The sequence below is a fragment of the Pseudomonas sp. A1230 genome, assembly GCF_044218825.1.
In the GTDB taxonomy this organism is placed as follows: domain Bacteria; phylum Pseudomonadota; class Gammaproteobacteria; order Pseudomonadales; family Pseudomonadaceae; genus Aquipseudomonas; species Aquipseudomonas iridis.
In genome coordinates this window covers 2,888,538-2,906,941 of record NZ_CP162582.1, presented here as the reverse complement: position 1 = coordinate 2,906,941, position 18,404 = coordinate 2,888,538, and the positions used below count along the sequence as shown (strand labels likewise).

At 59.0% G+C, this 18,404-nt stretch carries 14 protein-coding genes; 11 read left to right on the top strand and 3 right to left on the bottom strand.

The features are described 5' to 3' along the window. The first annotated feature begins 39 nt into the window (after positions 1–39). Positions 40–555: a hypothetical protein gene (locus AB4P97_RS13620; RefSeq protein ID WP_395602834.1), complete on the top strand. Its 516-nt coding sequence runs from the start codon at positions 40–42 to the stop codon at positions 553–555. 216 nt (positions 556–771) lie between these two features. Here the strand turns inward: AB4P97_RS13620 and AB4P97_RS13615 are convergent, their stop codons facing one another. After that, positions 772–1,254 (bottom strand): hypothetical protein, encoded by a 483-nt coding sequence (locus AB4P97_RS13615; RefSeq protein WP_395602833.1) that lies wholly within the window; start codon positions 1,252–1,254, stop codon positions 772–774. A gap of 163 nt (positions 1,255–1,417) precedes the next feature. On the opposite strand from AB4P97_RS13615, the gene AB4P97_RS13610 reads away from it, so the two are divergent. From AB4P97_RS13610 to AB4P97_RS13600, 3 genes are all read left to right on the top strand, one after another. Continuing rightward, a complete protein-coding gene (locus AB4P97_RS13610; protein WP_115147248.1) occupies positions 1,418–2,083 on the top strand; it encodes a ribonuclease T2 in 666 nt (221 codons plus the stop codon). A gap of 160 nt (positions 2,084–2,243) precedes the next feature. Beyond that, entirely contained in the window at positions 2,244–2,768 is a 525-nt protein-coding gene (locus AB4P97_RS13605; protein ID WP_395602832.1) for a hypothetical protein, read from the top strand. A 208-nt stretch (positions 2,769–2,976) separates the two neighbouring features. Next, on the top strand, positions 2,977–4,545 hold the full coding sequence (locus AB4P97_RS13600) for a diguanylate cyclase (protein WP_395602831.1): 1,569 nt from the start codon (positions 2,977–2,979) through the stop codon (positions 4,543–4,545). A 153-nt stretch (positions 4,546–4,698) separates the two neighbouring features. Here AB4P97_RS13600 and AB4P97_RS13595 read toward each other — a convergent pair whose 3' ends face one another. Further along, positions 4,699–4,986 carry a hypothetical protein gene (locus AB4P97_RS13595; RefSeq protein ID WP_042560105.1) on the bottom strand — a complete coding sequence of 96 codons (288 nt, stop codon included), beginning with the start codon at positions 4,984–4,986 and terminating at the stop codon, positions 4,699–4,701. Positions 4,987–5,164: 178 nt separating this feature from the next. On the opposite strand from AB4P97_RS13595, the gene AB4P97_RS13590 reads away from it, so the two are divergent. After that, complete coding sequence (locus AB4P97_RS13590) at positions 5,165–5,605, top strand: carboxymuconolactone decarboxylase family protein (protein ID WP_042560104.1); 441 nt, start codon at positions 5,165–5,167, stop codon at positions 5,603–5,605. Between the two features lie 46 nt (positions 5,606–5,651). Here the strand turns inward: AB4P97_RS13590 and AB4P97_RS13585 are convergent, their stop codons facing one another. Further along, complete coding sequence (locus tag AB4P97_RS13585) at positions 5,652–6,416, bottom strand: helix-turn-helix transcriptional regulator (protein WP_200612048.1); 765 nt, start codon at positions 6,414–6,416, stop codon at positions 5,652–5,654. 98 nt (positions 6,417–6,514) lie between these two features. Between AB4P97_RS13585 and AB4P97_RS13580 the strand changes: the two genes are divergently transcribed. From AB4P97_RS13580 to AB4P97_RS13555, 6 genes are all read left to right on the top strand, one after another. Continuing rightward, positions 6,515–7,648 carry a multidrug effflux MFS transporter gene (locus tag AB4P97_RS13580; RefSeq protein WP_395602830.1) on the top strand — a complete coding sequence of 378 codons (1,134 nt, stop codon included), beginning with the start codon at positions 6,515–6,517 and terminating at the stop codon, positions 7,646–7,648. 108 nt (positions 7,649–7,756) lie between these two features. Then, on the top strand, positions 7,757–9,484 hold the full coding sequence (locus AB4P97_RS13575) for a ShlB/FhaC/HecB family hemolysin secretion/activation protein (protein WP_395602829.1): 1,728 nt from the start codon (positions 7,757–7,759) through the stop codon (positions 9,482–9,484). A 107-nt stretch (positions 9,485–9,591) separates the two neighbouring features. Next, on the top strand, positions 9,592–14,061 hold the full coding sequence (locus tag AB4P97_RS13570; RefSeq protein WP_395602828.1) for a hemagglutinin repeat-containing protein: 4,470 nt from the start codon (positions 9,592–9,594) through the stop codon (positions 14,059–14,061). A gap of 188 nt (positions 14,062–14,249) precedes the next feature. Continuing rightward, positions 14,250–14,741, top strand: a complete 492-nt coding sequence (locus AB4P97_RS13565) for a sigma-70 family RNA polymerase sigma factor (RefSeq protein ID WP_047300659.1) — start codon at positions 14,250–14,252, stop codon at positions 14,739–14,741. Between the two features lie 88 nt (positions 14,742–14,829). Then, on the top strand, positions 14,830–15,813 hold the full coding sequence (locus tag AB4P97_RS13560; protein ID WP_395602827.1) for a FecR family protein: 984 nt from the start codon (positions 14,830–14,832) through the stop codon (positions 15,811–15,813). A 98-nt stretch (positions 15,814–15,911) separates the two neighbouring features. Next, complete coding sequence (locus AB4P97_RS13555) at positions 15,912–18,338, top strand: TonB-dependent siderophore receptor (protein ID WP_395602826.1); 2,427 nt, start codon at positions 15,912–15,914, stop codon at positions 18,336–18,338. Positions 18,339–18,404: the final 66 nt, after the last annotated feature.

Below are 18,404 nucleotides of genomic sequence, written 5' to 3'. Positions count from 1 at the left end.
TCATTAGAATCTTTCGTTTAACAGTCTAGGAAGACATTCATGAAATTTAAGGTTGCTGCACTCGTTACGTTGTTCCTGCCCGCGTTCGCTATGGCGCAATCGGCTATTGGAGTAGTCGGGACATTAAAAGACGCACAAGATGCATATGATTTTGTGCAGAACGCTTACAACAAGCCAGTCGAACTTACAAAGCTTGCTTTCCAGGTACGGGATCTATTCAGTCAGGAAGCCGGTAATTACGCAGACCTTAATACGCCTGCAGTGCAGAATATGATTTTTAAATCAGGAACTTTGGACAAGAATTTTCTTGTTCTTTCCTCTGAGAGTTTGGAAGGCGGAAGTGATGACGGCGCATTCTCAATCACGTTAAAGAAAATCGACAAAAAAGCGTGCCAGACACTGGCCGCAAGCAATATTCTGGTTCAAGGTTTTGACCGTTTGGAATTGAATGGAAAGGTGGTCGCCAAGAATCACTCCGCTGTCAGCATTCCTGAATGCAATGGGCAGTTTTTCTTCCAAGATGGAAAAAATGTACTGAAAATGTATGCTAGTTAATAACTAAGAGACTTCGATTTTTTTACGAAGGGTAGTTGTTGAACGATTGGCATCGTCCGCTGAGCAATGTTTTTAGCATGGCGGACGATGTGTTGCTGCAGATGAAATATCAATGTGGGATTTTCTTATTTATTGCTGCTGGTGTATTAGTGAATTCCTCCTGAGAGTTTTTAATTGAATCACACGTATTAATGAAGTAATGCATTGCCTTTACCTTCACAGCCCCAATCCTTCCTGAACCACCGACAACAAATTGTTTTCCGTCAGCGCGATGGCATCCAGTTCCTGCCCGGTTTCAACGGTCTGCATCCACCAGTGGCTTTCGTGATGTTCATCGACGGTGCGCAGCAGATAGGTGTTTCTGTCCGGCAGAGTGATTTGCAGGCGCCCGGCGCCGTCTTCGGTAAATCGTGCGATGGGATCAAAGGTCAGGCTTTGGTTATTCGCTTCGATCACCAACTGATCGATAGCGTAATCGTGGGATTCGCCGTCCGGAGATGTTTCGCAGATGTGCGTAGGATTGCGCCGAATTTTCAGGCCGACTTCGGTCACCGGTTGCAGCCAGGTTTCGATGCGGTGGTACAGGGCATACACCTGCGCGGGCCAGCAATCGATCTCCAGTTCGGCGCAGGTGATGTCGTCCGCGTGGCTATGCCGGGTTTGCTTGAGCTTCGCGGCGAGTTCGTCTGCTTTACTCATTTCGGTTCCCTGTTTGTGGTGTCTGCTTATTAATCGTAGACCTTTCAACGGGGTACAACGTTGCCGTGCGTCATGCGCTTGCAACACAAGCGTGTCCAAATCTGCGCTGACCAGTCTGGTCAGGTTAGAAACCACGGACGCAGGCGTCCCAAGGAGCGGGTACATGAAAAAGCTGTTTACAATTTTGGCAGTGATTGCGCTGACGGCCGGTAGCATCGGCCTGAGTTCGGCGCGCCAATCGCAGTCGAGCAAGGCGCAAGCGGAGTCGGTGGCGGGGGTGTTCGATTATTACCTGCTGACGCTGTCCTGGTCGCCGACCTTCTGTTTGACACACAAGGACGACGTGCAGTGTTCCGGCAAGGGTTATGGCTTTGTCCTGCACGGCTTGTGGCCGCAATACGCCAAGGGCGGCTGGCCGCAATCCTGTCCGCCGCTGACCACACTGTCGGCCGCGGAAAGCAACAAAGGCATGACGTTGTTCCCGACCAAAAAACTCCTCGATCACGAATGGTCCAAGCACGGCACTTGCAGCGGCCTCGGTGCAATGGGGTACCTGGATGCGGCGGATAAAGCGGTTGGCACGGTGAAAATTCCCCAGGAGTTGCAACCGTTCAGTACGTCGTATTACTTCGAGGCGCAGGAAATTTCCGACTTGTTTCGCAAGGCCAATCCGGGGATTCCCGCTGATGGCATCGCGGTGATTTGCAGTGGCCCGGAGTTGTCGGAAGTGCGCGTGTGCATGGGCAAGGATCTGCAGTTTGGCGCGTGCGGCAAGGGTGTGAAGACTCAGTGCCGCGCGGGGGATATTCGGGTGCCTCCGGCGCGGTGATGTGATCGCCATTTGCTCATCAAATGCAGGCGCCAAAATGGGCGCCTGCAGACGTAGACGCTAATCACGCAAATGCATTGGGGCTGTTTACCGCCCATATAGCCGGGGCCAAATCGGCAAGTGACTTGCTGTTTGACTCAGTCATGAAGGAGTTTTCGTGATGTATAAGTTGTTCCTTTGTGTGGTTATAGCTATTTGCTCCGGGTGTGCAAAAGACCATTTACAGCCTCCAGCAAATTTGATTTTTGTATCTGTAGAAAGAGAACGATCTCTTTTATACGTCATCAGGTATCAGTCGGATGTTGATGTTCGGGATCTTTTTGGCCGAGGAGAAAGGCAGGGAATGATCTCAGGCACGCTTAGGTGTGCTTTGGCAGATGACCACGATTTTTCGGTTGGTAAAGCCATACGATTTTCTGCAATCGGTTTGATCAGGTCTGAAAAAAATCAAGCTAACGAGACAAAATTCTCGTATCTCACCCCTGCGTTTATCACTGAAACCTCTGACAACCGTAGCTCTGAAAGAGACTTGTCAGTAGCAGAAATGAACCAACTTCTTTCCAACAAACAACAAATCCCCTGCAAAGTCGTCGTCACCGCCTACGGCTATAAACCCTATTATTCAAACACCATGCATATTCCCGTCGCGGACTTGCTCCGGGAAATCAACAAACCTCGCTCATAAAACCGGGGGGCTGGCAAATCCCCCTGTACCCCTCGGCTCATTCGCCTGAGCAAAAATAATTCGACCCACGGCAGTCATCCAATCGCGCATTGCGCCGATACAACTGGGCGGGAGCGGGGCGTTTGCCCCTTGCACCCCGGTGGACTAAGCTCACAATTCATAAGGGTTTCGGGCTCGCGCCCCTGTCGTACCTGCCCAGGACATGCTTTTGCCAATCCCCATTCACGATCCACATCAGGCTCCCGGCACGCTAAAGCGTCTGCCGCTGCGCAAAGCGGCGGTGCTGTTTATCGTTGCGGTGAGTTTGTGCCTGTTTGGTTTGCTGTACCTGCAACTTGAGCAGTCGCGGCGCCAGGATCTGGCGGTTGCGCAAATGGCCTCGAGCAACCTGACTCGGGCGATGGCACAGCAGGCAGAGGATACGTTTCTGGCGGCGGACCTGGTGCTGACCAGTCTGGTCGACTGGGTTCAGGACGATGGTTACGGTACGGCGCTAAAACCGCGCTTGCAGAAAACGTTCTCCCGACGGGTGCAGCAGCTGGAGCAGTTGCACGGCATGTTTCTGTTCGACGACCAAGGGCACTGGGTCGTTACCTCATTCCCTGATCTGCCCCATGGCAACAGCGTGGCTGATCGCGAATATTTCAAGTTTCATCAGCAGAACGTCTCGGCGGTAGCGCATATCGGCCCGGCGATTCGCAGCCGCGAGAACGGCGAATGGATCATCCCGATCTCCAAACGCGTCAACGATCGTGCCGGCAACTTTCAGGGTGTGTTGCTGGCCGGGATCAAAATGTCGTATTTCGAGCAGTTCTTTAAAAGCTTCAGCCTCGATGAAAACGGGATCATGTTTATCGGCCTGACTGACGGCACTTTGCTCGCCCGCCGGCCGTACGATGAATCCCTGATTGGCACTTCACTGGCCAAAGGCGAAATTTATCAGTCGCTGTTGCCCAATGCCTCTGCCGGAACGGCGATGTTCAAATCGGTCGTCGATGGTGTCACCCGTTTGTACGGCTACCGGCAACTGTCGGCGTATCCGCTGGTGGTGTCGGCCGCGACTTCGCGAGACACGATTCTCAAGGGTTGGTATGAACGCGCGTTTCAGTCCAGCGTGATTGTGGCGTTGGTGATGCTGGGTATCGGTTTGTTCGGCTGGGTGTTTATCCATCAGGTGCGCGACGGCGAGCGGATCGAGAAAAACCTGCGCAAGGCGCAACGGGCGCTGGAGCAGATCGCCACTCACGACAGCCTCACCGGGCTGGCCAATCGGCGCCTGTTCGAGCGATCGCTGGAGATCGAGTTTGCCCGTGGTGCGCGGCAGGTCAGTCCGGTCAGCCTGATCATGCTCGATATCGATTTCTTCAAGCGTTACAACGATGCTTATGGGCATGTGGCGGGCGATCATTGCCTGACGCAGGTGGCCCAGGTGCTGAAGAACTGCTGCCAGCGCAAGTCCGATCTGGTCGTGCGTTACGGGGGCGAGGAGTTCGCGGTTTTATTGCCCGACACAGACATCAATGGCGCATTGGCGATTGCCGGGCAGATTCGCCGCAGCGTGATCGACAAACGCATCACCCACAGTGGTTCGCCCACTGGTTATCTGACGGTCAGTTTGGGCTGCTACTCGTTTGTCCCCAGCGGCAATGACAGCATTGAAGTGTTTATCAAGCGCGCGGATGCGGCGTTGTATCAGGCCAAAAATGCCGGGCGCAATCGGGCGGCGGTGCTGTCTACGGATGACGGCACCGGTGAGCTGATGCGCTACGACCGCTGACACAAAATAACTGTGGGAGCGAGCCTGCTCGCGAAAGCGCTGTGTCAGTAAAAATGATTTGGCTGACTCACCGCATTCGCGAGCAGGCTCGCTCCCACATTGGTTTTGCATTGATCCTGTGAAATTGGTTTACCACTGATGGCTCTTGTTCGTTCAGCCACCCGTGCCACCGCCCGCACCGCCGGTGCCGCCGCCTGCCGAACCGGTGCCACCACCAGCACCGGAGCCCGATCCGCTGGCGCCGCCGTTGGTGCCGGTGCCGTCGGCGCCGTTACCGCCCGATGGCGCGCCCGGCGTGTTGTCCGGTGGCATGGTCGAGCCGCTGGTGGAACCCGATTTGGTGCCCGTTGCATCGGCGCCGTCGTTGGCAGCGAAGCTGGCAGCCGATGCCGTGGCCAGCAGGCCAGCGAGCAGTAACGAGGTAAGTTTGCGCGTCATCATGGTACGTCTCCAAAGAGGGGATTTACCTGATATTGGTCTGAGGCCGCCAACGCTTGGTGCCGCCCGAGTGACGAGCGGTCGATGGAGTGGCCTACTGTTCTTCAGGAATATTGGCTATTTGCCGAGCGCTGCACCGGGGCTAACGTAGCCACACATTCACTTGCCCCGGAAAACCACCATGCAACCTCGTATCGATTTCTACACTGCTTCCCCGGACGCCCTGAAAGCGATGATCGCCCTGGAAACCGCCGTCTCAAAGCTGCCGCTGGAAAAAACCCTGATCGAACTGGTCAAGCTGCGCGCCTCGCAAATCAACGGCTGCGCTTTCTGTATCGACATGCACACCGCCGATGCAATCAAGGGGGGCGAAACTCCACGGCGCCTGTTCGCGGTGACCGCATGGCGTGAAGCGCCATTCTTCAGTGACCGTGAGCGCGCCGCGCTGCTGTGGACCGAATCGCTGACCCAACTGAGCCTGACCCACGCGCCGGACGAAGACTACGACGTCGTTGCCGCGCAGTTTTCGCCCAAGGAAATGGTCGACCTGAGCGTCGCGATCAGCACCATCAATAGCTGGAACCGCTTGGCGGTAGGCTTCCGCAAAACGCCTCAGGCCTGAGGCCACATCACAATTTGCGTGGAGGCGTGCGCCGGTCTTCAAATGTTTATTTGAGCCACTGGCCGGGTGTGCTGCCGGTCATGGCTTTGAAGAACGCGATGAACGCGCTGTCACTGGCGAAGCCCAGTTCGAAGCTGCAATAACTGAGGCTGCGTCCGGTGGCGAGCAACTCCATGGCGCGCATCAACCGCCATTGCTGGCGCCACTGCTGATAACTCATGCCGGTCTCGCGCTGGAAGATTCGGCCAATGGTGCGGCTGCTGGCGCCGATCTGGCGTTCCAGCACCTGCAGTTCCGGCGGCAATTGTTCCGGTGTTGCGAGCAGTGGCCGCAAACGCTTGTCTCGTGGCAACGGCAACAACATCGGTTGTTGTGCCGCTTCAACAATTTCGCTCAGGCACAAGCCAAGTAGATGGGCGAATTTGCCCTGTTGCCAATCAGTGTCGAAATCCGCCGTGGCCATGGGCTCCAGCACGGCGCGCAGCAGAGGGCTGACTTCGATAACGCAGACCTGTTGCGGCAGCTCGCGGCACAGTTCCGGGATCAGGTAAATAGAGCGGTAATCGACGCTTTGCTGCATCACCGCGCGATGGCTCACCCCCGCCGGAATCCACGCCGCACGCGACGGGGGCAGCAGACACAATTGTTGCGCGAGGGTGATGCGCGTGCAGCCCTGGCGGGTGTACAGCAGTTGCCCGTGCAGATGCTGATGTTGTCCGGAATCGTGATCACCCAGTATCGCTGCGATGCCGATCACCGGCGCCGAGTAATGGTTTGCATCAAAGAGAGTGTGGGCGTCGATCCAGGCCATGGGTTGTCCGATTTGCGCGATAAATTGGCAGGATTCGGATAATACGCCAGCCAGCAGTTCTTAAACTCCCCGACGGTTTACTCGAGGAGTCATAAATAATGAACAACAGAAATCTGTTACCGCTGGCGATAGCGTTGCTGATGTTTCCGCAGATTGCGCAGACCCTGTACAGCCCGGCGCTGGGGGATATCGGTCGGGTGTTTGAAGTCAGTCCTGAGGCGGCAGCGCAGACTTTGTCGGTTTACTTTCTCGCCTTTGCCGTGGGCGTGGTGGTGTGGGGGCGATTGTGTGATCGCATCGGCCGGCGTCCGGTCATGCTTGTGGGGTTGGCGATCTACGCGGTCGCCACGGTTATCGCGCTGCGGGTCAGCAGTTTCAACGGTCTGCTGCTGGCGCAGGGTTTGGCGGCATTCGGCGTGGCGGTGGGCTCAGTGGTCACGCAAACTTTGCTGCGTGACCGTTTCAAAGGCGCAGAACTGGCGCAGGTGTTTTCCCTGGTGGGCATCGCGTTGGCGGCCAGTCCGGCGATCGGTTTGTTCAGCGGTGCCAGTCTGGTCGAAGCATTCGGCTATCGCGGCGTGCTGATTGCGCTGGTTTTAATCGCTGCGACGCTGTGGCTCTGGAGTTGCTACGCCTTGCCGGAAACCCGCCCTCAGCAAACGCCCCACGTTTGTGTGTGGGAAACCCTCGCACGGATGTTGCGCGACTTGGGCATCTGGCGCTCGGCGTTATGGATTGCTGCGTTCAATGTGGCGCTGTTCAGTTATTACAGCCTTGGCCCGTTCATTTTTCAGCGTCTGAATCTGGACGCAACATGGTTCGGCTACAGCGGCGTGATCCTCGCGCTGGGCTCAGGTTTTGGCGCATGGGCCAACAGGCGTTTGTTGCAGGCAGGGTGTGCCGCGATGCAGTTGATCCGGCTCGCCGCCGTCACCGGTTTGCTCGGTGGCATTGGCGTCTGGTGGCTGCAGGACAGCGGCGCGTTTGTGCTGCCGATGTTGCTGATCGTGCTGGCGTTCGGCATGGCAATCCCCAATATTCTTGGCCTGGCGCTGGTCAATTACTCGGATCGTCTCGGCACTGCCGGAGCTTTGTTGGGACTGATTTATTACCTGCTGATCGGCGCGGGCATGATGCTCGCCGGGTGGTCTCAGGCCCTCGGGGAAACCCTGATAGCCTGCAGTGCCGTGGCGTTGCTGCTAACAATAAGAGCAACAAAAGCAATTGTTTAAGAAATGTAAGCGCTGTAGGAAGCGTCTTGCATTTGTGTAGGAGGGCTCCGACTATCACGATCATTGATGATGTGGCATTACGCCATTCAATGATCGCAAGGATGTTGCGTGCCGTATTCGATTCGCGCTGTTTTTCCTCGTTATGTCACGCGTTGGCCGCTGTGGTCGGTCGTTGTGTTGAGCGTGGTTGCGTCCTCGCTTGAAGCGGCCGAACCTGTCGCACCGGGCCAGGAAGTGCTGCGCCAGCAGCAACAGCAACAGCGCGATTTGCAACAGCTGCAACTTGAGCAAAGAAAACGTCAGTTGGAGCGCGGCGCGTTCGGCCCGGCGCCGGTCACTCCAGCGATTCCCCAAACCGTTACTCCCGATGAGCGCTGCTGGCCGTTAAGCGGCACGCGCATCGGCGGTGTCACGTTGATCGACAGCGACAAACTCAATGCCCGCATCAAGCCGCTGCTCGCGCCGTGCATGGGCGTCGGCCAGATCAATCATCTGCTGGCGACCATCACCGCGATTTACGTCGAGAAGGGCTACATCGCCAGCCGTCCCTACCTGGTGAGCGCACCGGCGGCGGGGCAGTCGCTGGATATCCGGATTGACGAAGGCTACATCGAGTCCATCGAACTGGCCGATCAAAACCTGCCGGTGTCCCTCGGTGGTGCGTTCCCGGGCATGCTCGGTGGGCCGTTGAACCTGCGCGATCTGGAGCAGGGGCTGGATCAGTTGAACCGCTTGCGCTCGGTTGACCTCACCGCCGACATCGCCCCCGGCAGTCAGCCCGGCGCCTCACGGATCATCCTGCGTTCGCGCACCACCGGGCACTCGCGCTGGGCCTTGAATGCAGGGATCGACAACCTCGGCAGCGCCAGCACCGGGCGCGACCGCGATACCCTCAGTCTGAGCCTCGACAGCCCGCTGGAACTCAACGACCTGTTGAGCCTCAGCGCCAGTGACACGTTGAATCAGGGCGACCGCTATAGCCGCAACGCCAGCCTGTATTACGCGATCCCCTACGGCTACTGGACCTACAGCGTGTTCGCCAGCCACGCCGAATACCGCGCGCCGTTCAAATTGCCGAGCACGACTTTTCACAGCACCGGCATCACTGACCAGGTCAGCCTGCGCGCCGACCGCGTGTTGTGGCGCGACCAGAGCCGCCAGCTCAGCGCCAATCTGCAACTGGCGCACAAGGACGTCGACAGTTATCTGCAACACGTCCGTCTGGGCATCCAGAGCCCGACCCTGACCGTGGCCGAAGCCGGGCTCAATCTGTTCTGGCTCGACCGCGCGGTGTGGAATCTCGACGTCAATTACGCACAAGGCCTGCGCTGGTTCGGTGCCGATGACGATTCCCGACAGGCGATCAACAACCTGCCGAAGGCACAGTTTCGCAAGTACCGCGCCGGCCTCAGTCAATGGCGCAATGGCCAGTTCGGCGCGCAAGTCTGGCAATGGCAGAGCCAACTCAATTTGCAGTACAGCCCTGATCCGCTGCCAGCCATCGAGCAACTGCTGGGTACCGACGATTCGGCGGTGCGCGGTTATCGCGTCAGCAGTGCCTCCGGTGCCAGCGGTGCGATCTGGCGCAACACCTTGCGCCTGCCGCTGCGCAGCGAATGGCCGGTGCAGATGACCCCGCGTGTCGGCCTCGACCACGGCTGGATCAAGGCCGATCACGGCGCTCAGGGTCAACGCCTGAGCGGCGCCAGTGTCGGCCTGAATCTGGGCTGGAAGAACCTGCAAGTGGACGTAGATTACCAACGCGCCCTCAACACCCCAAACGGACTGCAACACGAGCCCGAAACCTGGCTGATGCGGGTCGGGGTGCAGATATGACTGATACGAACAATGCAGTGAACAAACAGCCGTCGGATCTGAGCGCGACAGCCACGGCCAACACCAAAACGCGCGACGTGATGCCGTACTTACATGGAGACGTTCTTATGCCAGCACCTACCTTTGCATTTCATCTTTCCCCACGGGGCAAATTGCGTTGGGCGATCGCCAGTCTGTTCTTCGCCGTGCACCTGCCGAGCGCTTTGGCCGGTGGCGTAGTCGTCGCTCCCGGACCGGGCGGCACCGCGCAATTGCAGACTCAGGGCGGTGTGCCCATCGTCAATATCGTCGCGCCTAACGGCTCGGGCCTGTCGCACAATCAGTTCCTCGACTACAACGTCGACCGCCAGGGTCTGGTGCTGAACAACGCCTTGCAGGCCGGGCAATCGCAACTCGCCGGCCAACTGGCGGCCAACCCGCAACTGCAAGGGCAAGCGGCGAGCGTGATCCTCAACGAAGTGATCAGCCGCAACCCGTCGGCCATCAACGGCGCACAGGAAATCTTCGGTCGCTCCGCCGATTACGTGCTGGCCAACCCCAATGGCATTTCGGTGAATGGCGGCAGTTTCATCAACACGCCGAACGCCAATCTGGTGGTCGGTCGCCCGGAGTTGAACGACGGCAAACTGCAAGCCCTGAACACCCGTGACGCCAGCGGCCAGTTGCAGATTCAGAACGGCGGCCTGCGTAACGGCGAGGGCTCGATCAACCTGATTGCCCCGCGTATCGACAGCCAGGGCGCGCTCAATGCCCGCGACCAACTCAACCTCACCGTTGGCCGCAATCAGGTCGATTACGCCAGCGGCCAGGTGAAGACTGTGGACCCGGCAGGCAACACCGCCGATCAACGCATCGACGCCAGCCTGTTCGGGGCGATGCAAGCCGGACGCATCAACATCGTCAGCACCGCTGAAGGCGCTGGCGTGCGAGTTGGCGCGGTACAAGTGGCCGGGCGCGATGGCGTGCAGATTCGTTCTGCCGGCGACCTCAGTGTCAGCGGCGATGCAGTGACGAACAGTCTCGACGTGACGCGCGCGGGTATCCGCAGCAGCCAGGGCGATGTCGGTCTGCACAGCGGCAAGGACCTGACATTGGCCGCCACCGATGTCAGTGGTCGTGACGTTAGCGTCGATGCCAAGCGCAATCTGACCCTGAGTACCGTCGAAAGCCGCAAGCTCCAGGAAAAGCGCGAAAACTGGAGTAACAGCACCATCGGCATCACGTGGGAAACCTACGACCGTACCCAAACCGACAGCGAGTCGCGACAGCACGGCAGCCAGATTATCGCCAGTCGCGACGCGACATTGTCCTCCGGCAAAGACACTCGGTTGCAGGCTGCAAAAGTCGAAGCGGCGAAGAATCTCAGCGTGCAAAGTGGCGGTGATCTGCGTCTGACTGCCGCCACCGAAAGCCACACCCAGACCGATCAGGGCAATCACCGCAAACACTTGTGGAAAGCCAACTGGAACACCAGCAGCGAAGAGCAGCGCAGTGTCACCAGCCAGTTGAAGGCTGGCAATATCGCCCTGCAAACCGCAGCGCTGTTGCGTTCCGAAGGTGCCGAGTTGAACAGTGCGGGCGACCTGCAACTGGCCGGCAAACAGGTGGAAATCACCACGGCCACACGCACCGATCGCAGCAACGACAATCGCTATTCTGGCGATCTGGTTGGCGGTGGTTTCTTTGGCAAAACCGGTGATGCCGACAAGGGTCAGACCCAGCATCAGGGCAGCAAGGTCAATGCGGCGGGCAAACTGATCGTCAAGGCTGACGACGTACGCATCAGCGGCAGCCAGGTCCGTGGCGGCACCGACGCAAGCGTGATCAGCGACAAGGGTTCGCTGATCGTCGACGGCGTGCAAGACACCTCGCACAGCAACAATCATGACAAGGACAGCAAGTTCTTCGGCATCAGCAAGGACGAGTCGCGCCAGAACGCCAAGGACAGCACCACGGTGCGCAGCGAACTGGTGTCCGACAGCAACCTCAAGCTCAAAAGCGCCAAAGATATCGAAGTGGCCGGCTCGACCGTCAAGGCGGGCGGCGCGTTGACGGCGGATGCGGCGGGGGATGTGAACGTGCACTCCGCGCAGAACAGCCACGACAGCAGCGCCACGACTGAAACCCGTGGCTTCGATGCCTACGCCAAAGAGCAGACGCCAGAGCAATATCGCGCCGGGATTCATTACGAAGACAAGCAACAAACCGTGACCCGTAACGACGTGACCCAGCAAGGTTCCAGCCTCAGCGGCGGTAGCGTGCAAGTGAAGGCGGGCGGCGACGTGACCCTCAAGGGCGCGGACGTTAAATCCACCGCGGGCGACACGACGTTGAGCGGTAAAAACGTGTCGTTGCTGGCCGAGCAGGACAGTCACAAAACCTCCACCGACCAGTCCAGCACCGGCGGCGGTTTCTATTACACCGGCGGCCTCGATCGCGCCGGCAGTGGCATCGACTTCGCCCACAGCACCTCGCAGGACACCAGCAGCAAAACCACTGCGCAAACCACCAGCGTGCAGAGCAACGGTAGCCTGACGATCAACGCCGGCAAGCTCGCCACCGAAGGCGCGCAAGTGAAGGCTGGCAACGGTTTGAACATCGCGGCCAACGAAGTCGATAACCGCGCGGCCAGCAACACCGAAAGCAGCACCCATAACCAGAGCAACTGGTCGGCGGACATCGGCGCCAACGTCGAGTACAAAGACATCGCCCGGCCTATCGCTGGTGCGGTTAAAGATGTGCTGAACGCCAAGGTGCCGGACAAGGATGCACTGGCCAATCTCGGTCAGCCGAACGTCGGTATCGACGTCGCGGTCGGTCACGGCAGCGCCGAGAAAACCGAGCAAGGCAGCAACGCTGTGGTCAGTCGTTTTGACGGCGGCACTGTCGACGTGAACGTCGCCGGAACGCTGCACGACCAAGGCACGCAGTACAACGCCAGCGCCGGTAAAGTGAACATCAGCGCCGACAAACTGGTTGCCGATGCCGCGAGCAATACCCACGCCAGTACCGACAGCTCGGTGGATGCCAAAGTCGACGTGCGGGTCTACACCAAAACCGGCGAAGACGTGAATGTCGCCGGTAGCGGCGCGGGTGGCAGCAGGCAGTCGAGCAAGGACAGTTCCACGGCGGTGGTCGGCGCTTATGCCGGCAGCCAGGGTGTGAACATCAAGGTCGGTGGCGACGCGCAGTTCGAAGGCAGCCGTTTCGACGGCGGGCAGGGCGGCGTGAACATCAAGACCGACGGCGATCTTGCGCTCAATCAGGCCAACGATCGCCAGAACAGCAGTGATGCCAGTCTGCGCGGCAATGGCTCGCTGACGGTCGGCACCTTGCCGGGCAGCGATGGCACCAACGTCGATCTCGGCGCCGGGTTCCAGCTCGACCACACCGGCAAGCAGACCTCTGACACTCAGGCCCATGTCGCAAGCATCACCGGCAACGGCCCGGTGCAACTGAGCAGCGGCGGCAATCAGGTCCAGCAAGGCACCACAACCGACAGCGCTGGCGCCATCGATCTGCATGCTGATGGCAAGCTTGATCTGCAAGCAGCCACCGACACTCACACTGCCACCGGCAGCAATCTCGGCGGCGGCTTGAAGGGCGGCGGCAGCAAATCCAGCAGCGAGAAGAGCCGCGATCAGGGCGGCAATCTCAGTGGCAACTTCAACATCGGTCGGGTCAATGAGCACTCACAAACACTGACCGGTGGCCAACTCAACAGTCAGAGCGGGATCACCCTAAGCGGTGACGCTGTTCGTCTGCAAGGCACGCAAGTCAGTGCACCAAACGTCAACGTCGATGCACAGAAGGGCGGCTACGTTCAGGAGTCGGCACAGTCCACTGAAAGCCGTAATAACTGGAATGTCGCACTGAATGCCGGCGGCAACCTGAGCAGCAAGAAACCGACAGCCGCCGATGAGAAGGCCAGCAGCGATCACGGCTTCAATGCCGGGGCCAAGGTTGGCGTGGATTACCTGCAGAGCACCACGCAGCAGAACAGCCAGATCAAGGCTGACAGTGTGGTGTTGAACAGCGCAGGAGATGCAGAGTTGGCTGGCGCGCGAATCGATGCGAAGACTGTCAGCGGGAATGTCGCAGGTGATCTGGCAGTCGCCAGCCGTCAGGACTCGAAGACAAGCGCCAAGGTTGACGTGGATCTGGGCCTGACCGCCAAGAAGAACCCACCGAACGACAAGGAAAAACTCGCCGGCACTGACTACAAACCGACGCTGAAAGCGCAGGGCGAATACGCGCACAAGAACAGCGTCGCGCAGGCGTCCGGCATCAGCGCCAGTCAAGGTGTAAAGCTGAATGTAGGCGGCGCGACACAACTGACCGGCGCGCGCATTTCGGCGAGTGACGGCAAGGTTGATCTGGGTGGTTCGAAGGTCAGCAGCACCGACCTGAACAATCGCGATTACGGCATCAAGGCTGGCCTGGATCTGCCACAAAAAACCGAGGAAAACGCGCCGAAGGTGTCGTTTGAGAACGGTGATCTGAAAGTCGGCCCGGTCACCTTGAGCGGGCATCTCGATACCCAAACCCTGCAGGCCGGAATCGACGAAAAAGGCTGATCCCGATACTCCCGTGTAGGAGCTGCGCCAGGCTGTGACCTTTTGATCTTGCAAAACCAGGATCAAAAGATCGCAGCGTGCCGCAGCTCCTACAGGGGGGGATTTGCTTATGATCGGAATGATTTGCCGGTCTTAATAGTAACCATTACTATTCGCGCTCATTTCCTCAGCACAACACCCATACCCCCATGCGTCCCCGCAGACCCGGCTTTTTCGAGCATTACGAAGAGTTGATCGGCACCTGGACTCGTCGCCTGCGCAATCGCGCGCAGGCCGAGGATCTGGCGCACGACACCTTTGTGCGTGTGCTTGAATCCGATTCGGCAGAGGTGCAGCAACCCCGGGCGTATTTGCACCAGACCGCGCGCAATATTGCGGTCGATGGCTATCGGCGGGAGGATCGGCGCGGCGCCATGGAGTCAGAGGCGATCGATCACAGTGCGTCGTCATCCGGCGACCCGGAGCATTACATGCATGCGATCCAGTTGGCTGACTCCATCGAACGGGCGCTCGCGGAGCTGCCGGTCAATTGCCGGAAGATTTTTGTCTGGCAGAAGATCGAAGGCCTGACCCAGGCGGAAATCGCAGAACGCCTGGGGCTGTCCAAGAACATGGTCGAAAAGTATATGATCCGCACCCTGCGGCATCTGCGTGATCGACTGGACGGGCTGCAGTCGTGAATCTGCGTTGTGACGAAAAGATCGCAGCCTTCGGCAGCTCCTGCACGGGGCTGTGTGTAATTGAATCCCCGGCCAAACAGGACATTCCATGATGGATACTCGTGATTGCGCGTGCGGGCAAACGACGGTGCGCGATGACGCGGCTCGCTGGTTTGTGCGTTTGCAGGAGCCGGCCGTGAGTGCCGACGAGCAGCAGCGCTTTGACGCCTGGCTGAATCAACATCCGCAACACCGCGATGAATTCCAGTTGCTGCAAGGGCTGTGGACGGCGGCTGACCTGCTGCCGGCGCCACGCCTCAAAGCCCTCGCTGAAACCCGACCGGCGCGCCGCGAACGGCGTCCGCTGCTGCGTTATGCGGTGGCCGCCAGTGTGCTGGCGGTGGCGCTTGGACTGGGGCTGTTCAGCGGCCTTAATCACCCGGGCGGTTACAGCGCAGAATTCTCCACCGCGCTCGGTGAGCGCAAGCATGTGGCATTGCCGGACGGCTCGGTGATCGACCTCAACAGCCGCAGTCGCTTGCAGGTGCGTTATGAAACGGATCGCCGGCTCATCGAATTGAGTGAAGGCGAGGCGATGTTCAGCGTCGAGCACGACAGCTCGCGACCGTTTGTGGTCGAGGCGGGGAGCGGCAAGATTACGGTCACCGGAACGCGCTTCGATGTGCGCCGCGATGTGACGCAGACACGGGTGGCGGTGGAGCAGGGCACAGTGAAAGTGCAGGGACACGATGCGCCGGACAACGAATTTATCAACCTGACCGCCGGCCTCGGCACCCACGTCGATGCGCAAGGCAAAGTCGCGGCAGCCTACGCAGTCAACCCGGCGGAGCTGACGGCGTGGCGCGGCGGCAAACTGGTGTTCAACAACGCCCGCCTCAGTGAAGTAGCCGCTGAAGTGTCGCGTTATCGCGAGCAACCGCTGACCGTCGGCAACCCCGGCGTGGCCAATCTGCGCCTCACCAGTGTGTTCAAATCCGACAACACCGACGCCTTGCTCAAGGCCTTGCCGAACATTCTGCCGGTGGCCATTCGCACTCTCGCGGATGGCAGCCAGGAAATAATTTCAAAATAACATTCAGGTTTTTTTCGAGTTCATCGTCTTCCTGTTCAACTGCAACTGGTTTGCATTAACAGCCGCACACTCTTGCGATCCACAGGACTACGTTCGACGTGAAAACCATCACTGCCAACAACAAAAAATCTCCTTGGTTGCCGCTGGCCCTCGCGCTGGCGGTCAACGCCGCCGTGCCTTTGGCGTTCGCTGCTGAAGCTATTCATATTCGCGCGCAGCCGCTGGGTCAGGCCTTGAGTGAACTGGGCCAGCAAACCTCGCTGCAAGTGTTTTTCAGTCCGGACCTGGTCGCCGGCAAACAAGCCCCGGCAGTCGACGGTGATATCTCGCCAGAGCAGGCGCTGCGCCAATTGCTGCAAGGCAGCGGTCTGGATTATCAGATCAACGAAGGCTCGGTGACGCTGTCGCCCGCCGCGAGTTCTGCCGCCACCAACGGCCCGCTGGAACTGGGCGTGACCGATATTAAAGTGGTCGGCGACTGGCTCGGCGACGCGAATGCGGCCGTGGTGCAAAACCACCCCGGCGCGCGGACGGTGATTCGCCGCGAAGCGATGGTCGAGCAGGGCGCAATGAACGTCAGCGACGTGCTCAAACGCGTGCCCGGCGTACAGGTGCAGGACTCCAACGGCACCGGCGGCAGCGACATTGCTCTGAACGTTGGCGTGCGCGGTCTGACGTCGCGTCTGTCGCCACGCTCCACCGTGCTGATCGACGGCGTACCGGCAGCGTTCGCGCCGTACGGTCAGCCACAACTGTCGATGGCGCCGATCTCGTCGGGCAACCTCGACAGCATCGACGTGGTTCGTGGTGCCGGCTCCGTGCGTTATGGGCCGCAAAACGTCGGTGGCGTGATCAACTTCGTCACCCGCGCGATCCCGGAAAAAACCACTGGCGAGATCGGCACCACGCTGGAAACCACCCAGTATGGTGGCTGGAAGCACATCGACACGGCGTTCCTCGGCGGCACCGCCGACAACGGCATGGGCGTGGCGCTGTTGTACTCGGGCGTCAACGGCCACGGCTACCGCGAGCGCAACAACGGCAACGACATTGACGACGTGCTCCTCAAGACGCACTGGGCGCCGACCGATCAGGATGATTTCAGTCTCAGTTTACATTACTACGACGCCAGCGCCGACATGCCGGGCGGCCTTACGCAGAAGCAGTACGACGACAATCCGTATGAGTCGGTGCGCGACTACGACAGCTTTACGGGCCGACGCAAGGACGTGTCGTTCAAGTGGATTCGCCAGATCGACGAGCGCACTCAGGCTGAAGTGCTGACCTACTACACCGACAGTTTCCGTGGCAGCACCATCGCCGCACGCGACCAGAAAACCCTCAGTTCGTATCCGCGCTCTTACTACACATTGGGCATCGAGCCGCGTGTATCGCGCGTGTTCGACGTCGGCCCGACCACCCAGGAAGTCAGCGTCGGTTATCGCTATCTGAAAGAGGCGATGCACGAACAGTCGAGCCGACTGGCGCTGGTCAACAACCAGCCTGTCGCCACGCCGACTTCCGACGGCCACGTGTTCCAGGATCGTACCGGCGGCACCGAGGCCAACTCGGTTTACATCGACAACAAAATCGACGTCGGCAACTGGACCATCACGCCGGGCATTCGCTTCGAGCACATCAGCACGGATTGGCACGATCGCGCGGTGCTCGACACGGCCGGCAGACCGGTGCCAGAGAAAAACCGCAGCATCGAAAGCAATGAACCGCTGCCAGCGTTGAGCGTGATGTATCACTTGTCAGACGCGTGGAAGCTGTTTGCCAACTACGAAACCTCGTTCGGCAGCCTGCAATATTTCCAGCTGGGGCAGGGCGGCTCGGGCGATAACACCGCCAACGGTCTGCAACCGGAAAAGGCCAAGACCTACGAGATCGGCACGCGTTACAACGATGACGTGTGGGGCGGGGAAGTGACGCTGTTCTACATCGACTTCGACGACGAACTGCAATACATCAGCAATGACGTGGGCTGGACCAACCTCGGTGCGACCAAGCATCAGGGCATTGAAGCCTCGATGCACTACGATATGGCGGCGCTGGATCCGCGCCTTGAGGGTCTGACGGCCAACGCTGGATTGACTTACACCCGTGCGACCTATGAAGGCGAGATTCCAGGCTTCAAGGGCCGTGACCTGCCGTTCTACTCACGTCAGGTGGCGACCGTTGGTTTGCGCTATGACGTCAATCGCTGGACCTACAACATCGACGGTTTCGCCCAGTCGAAACAGCGTTCGCCGGGCACTGGTGTGAACGCCGATGGTAGTTTTAACGGTAACTACATCACTGACGGCACGGCGGATGGGCAGTACGGTGATATTCCGGGTTATGTGACCTGGAACGTGCGCGGCGGTTATGACTTCGGGCCGCAGGTGTCGAACCTGAAGCTGGGCGCCGGGGTGAAGAATGTCTTCGACAAGCAGTATTTCACCCGCTCCAGTGATAACAATTCGGGGATGTATGTGGGGGCGCCTCGTACGTTCTTTGTGCAGGCCAGCGTGGGGTTTTGATTGATTGGTTGATTGGGTGAATATCCGTTGCTGCGGTGATGGCTACTTAGGGTTCCGCCCTTACGG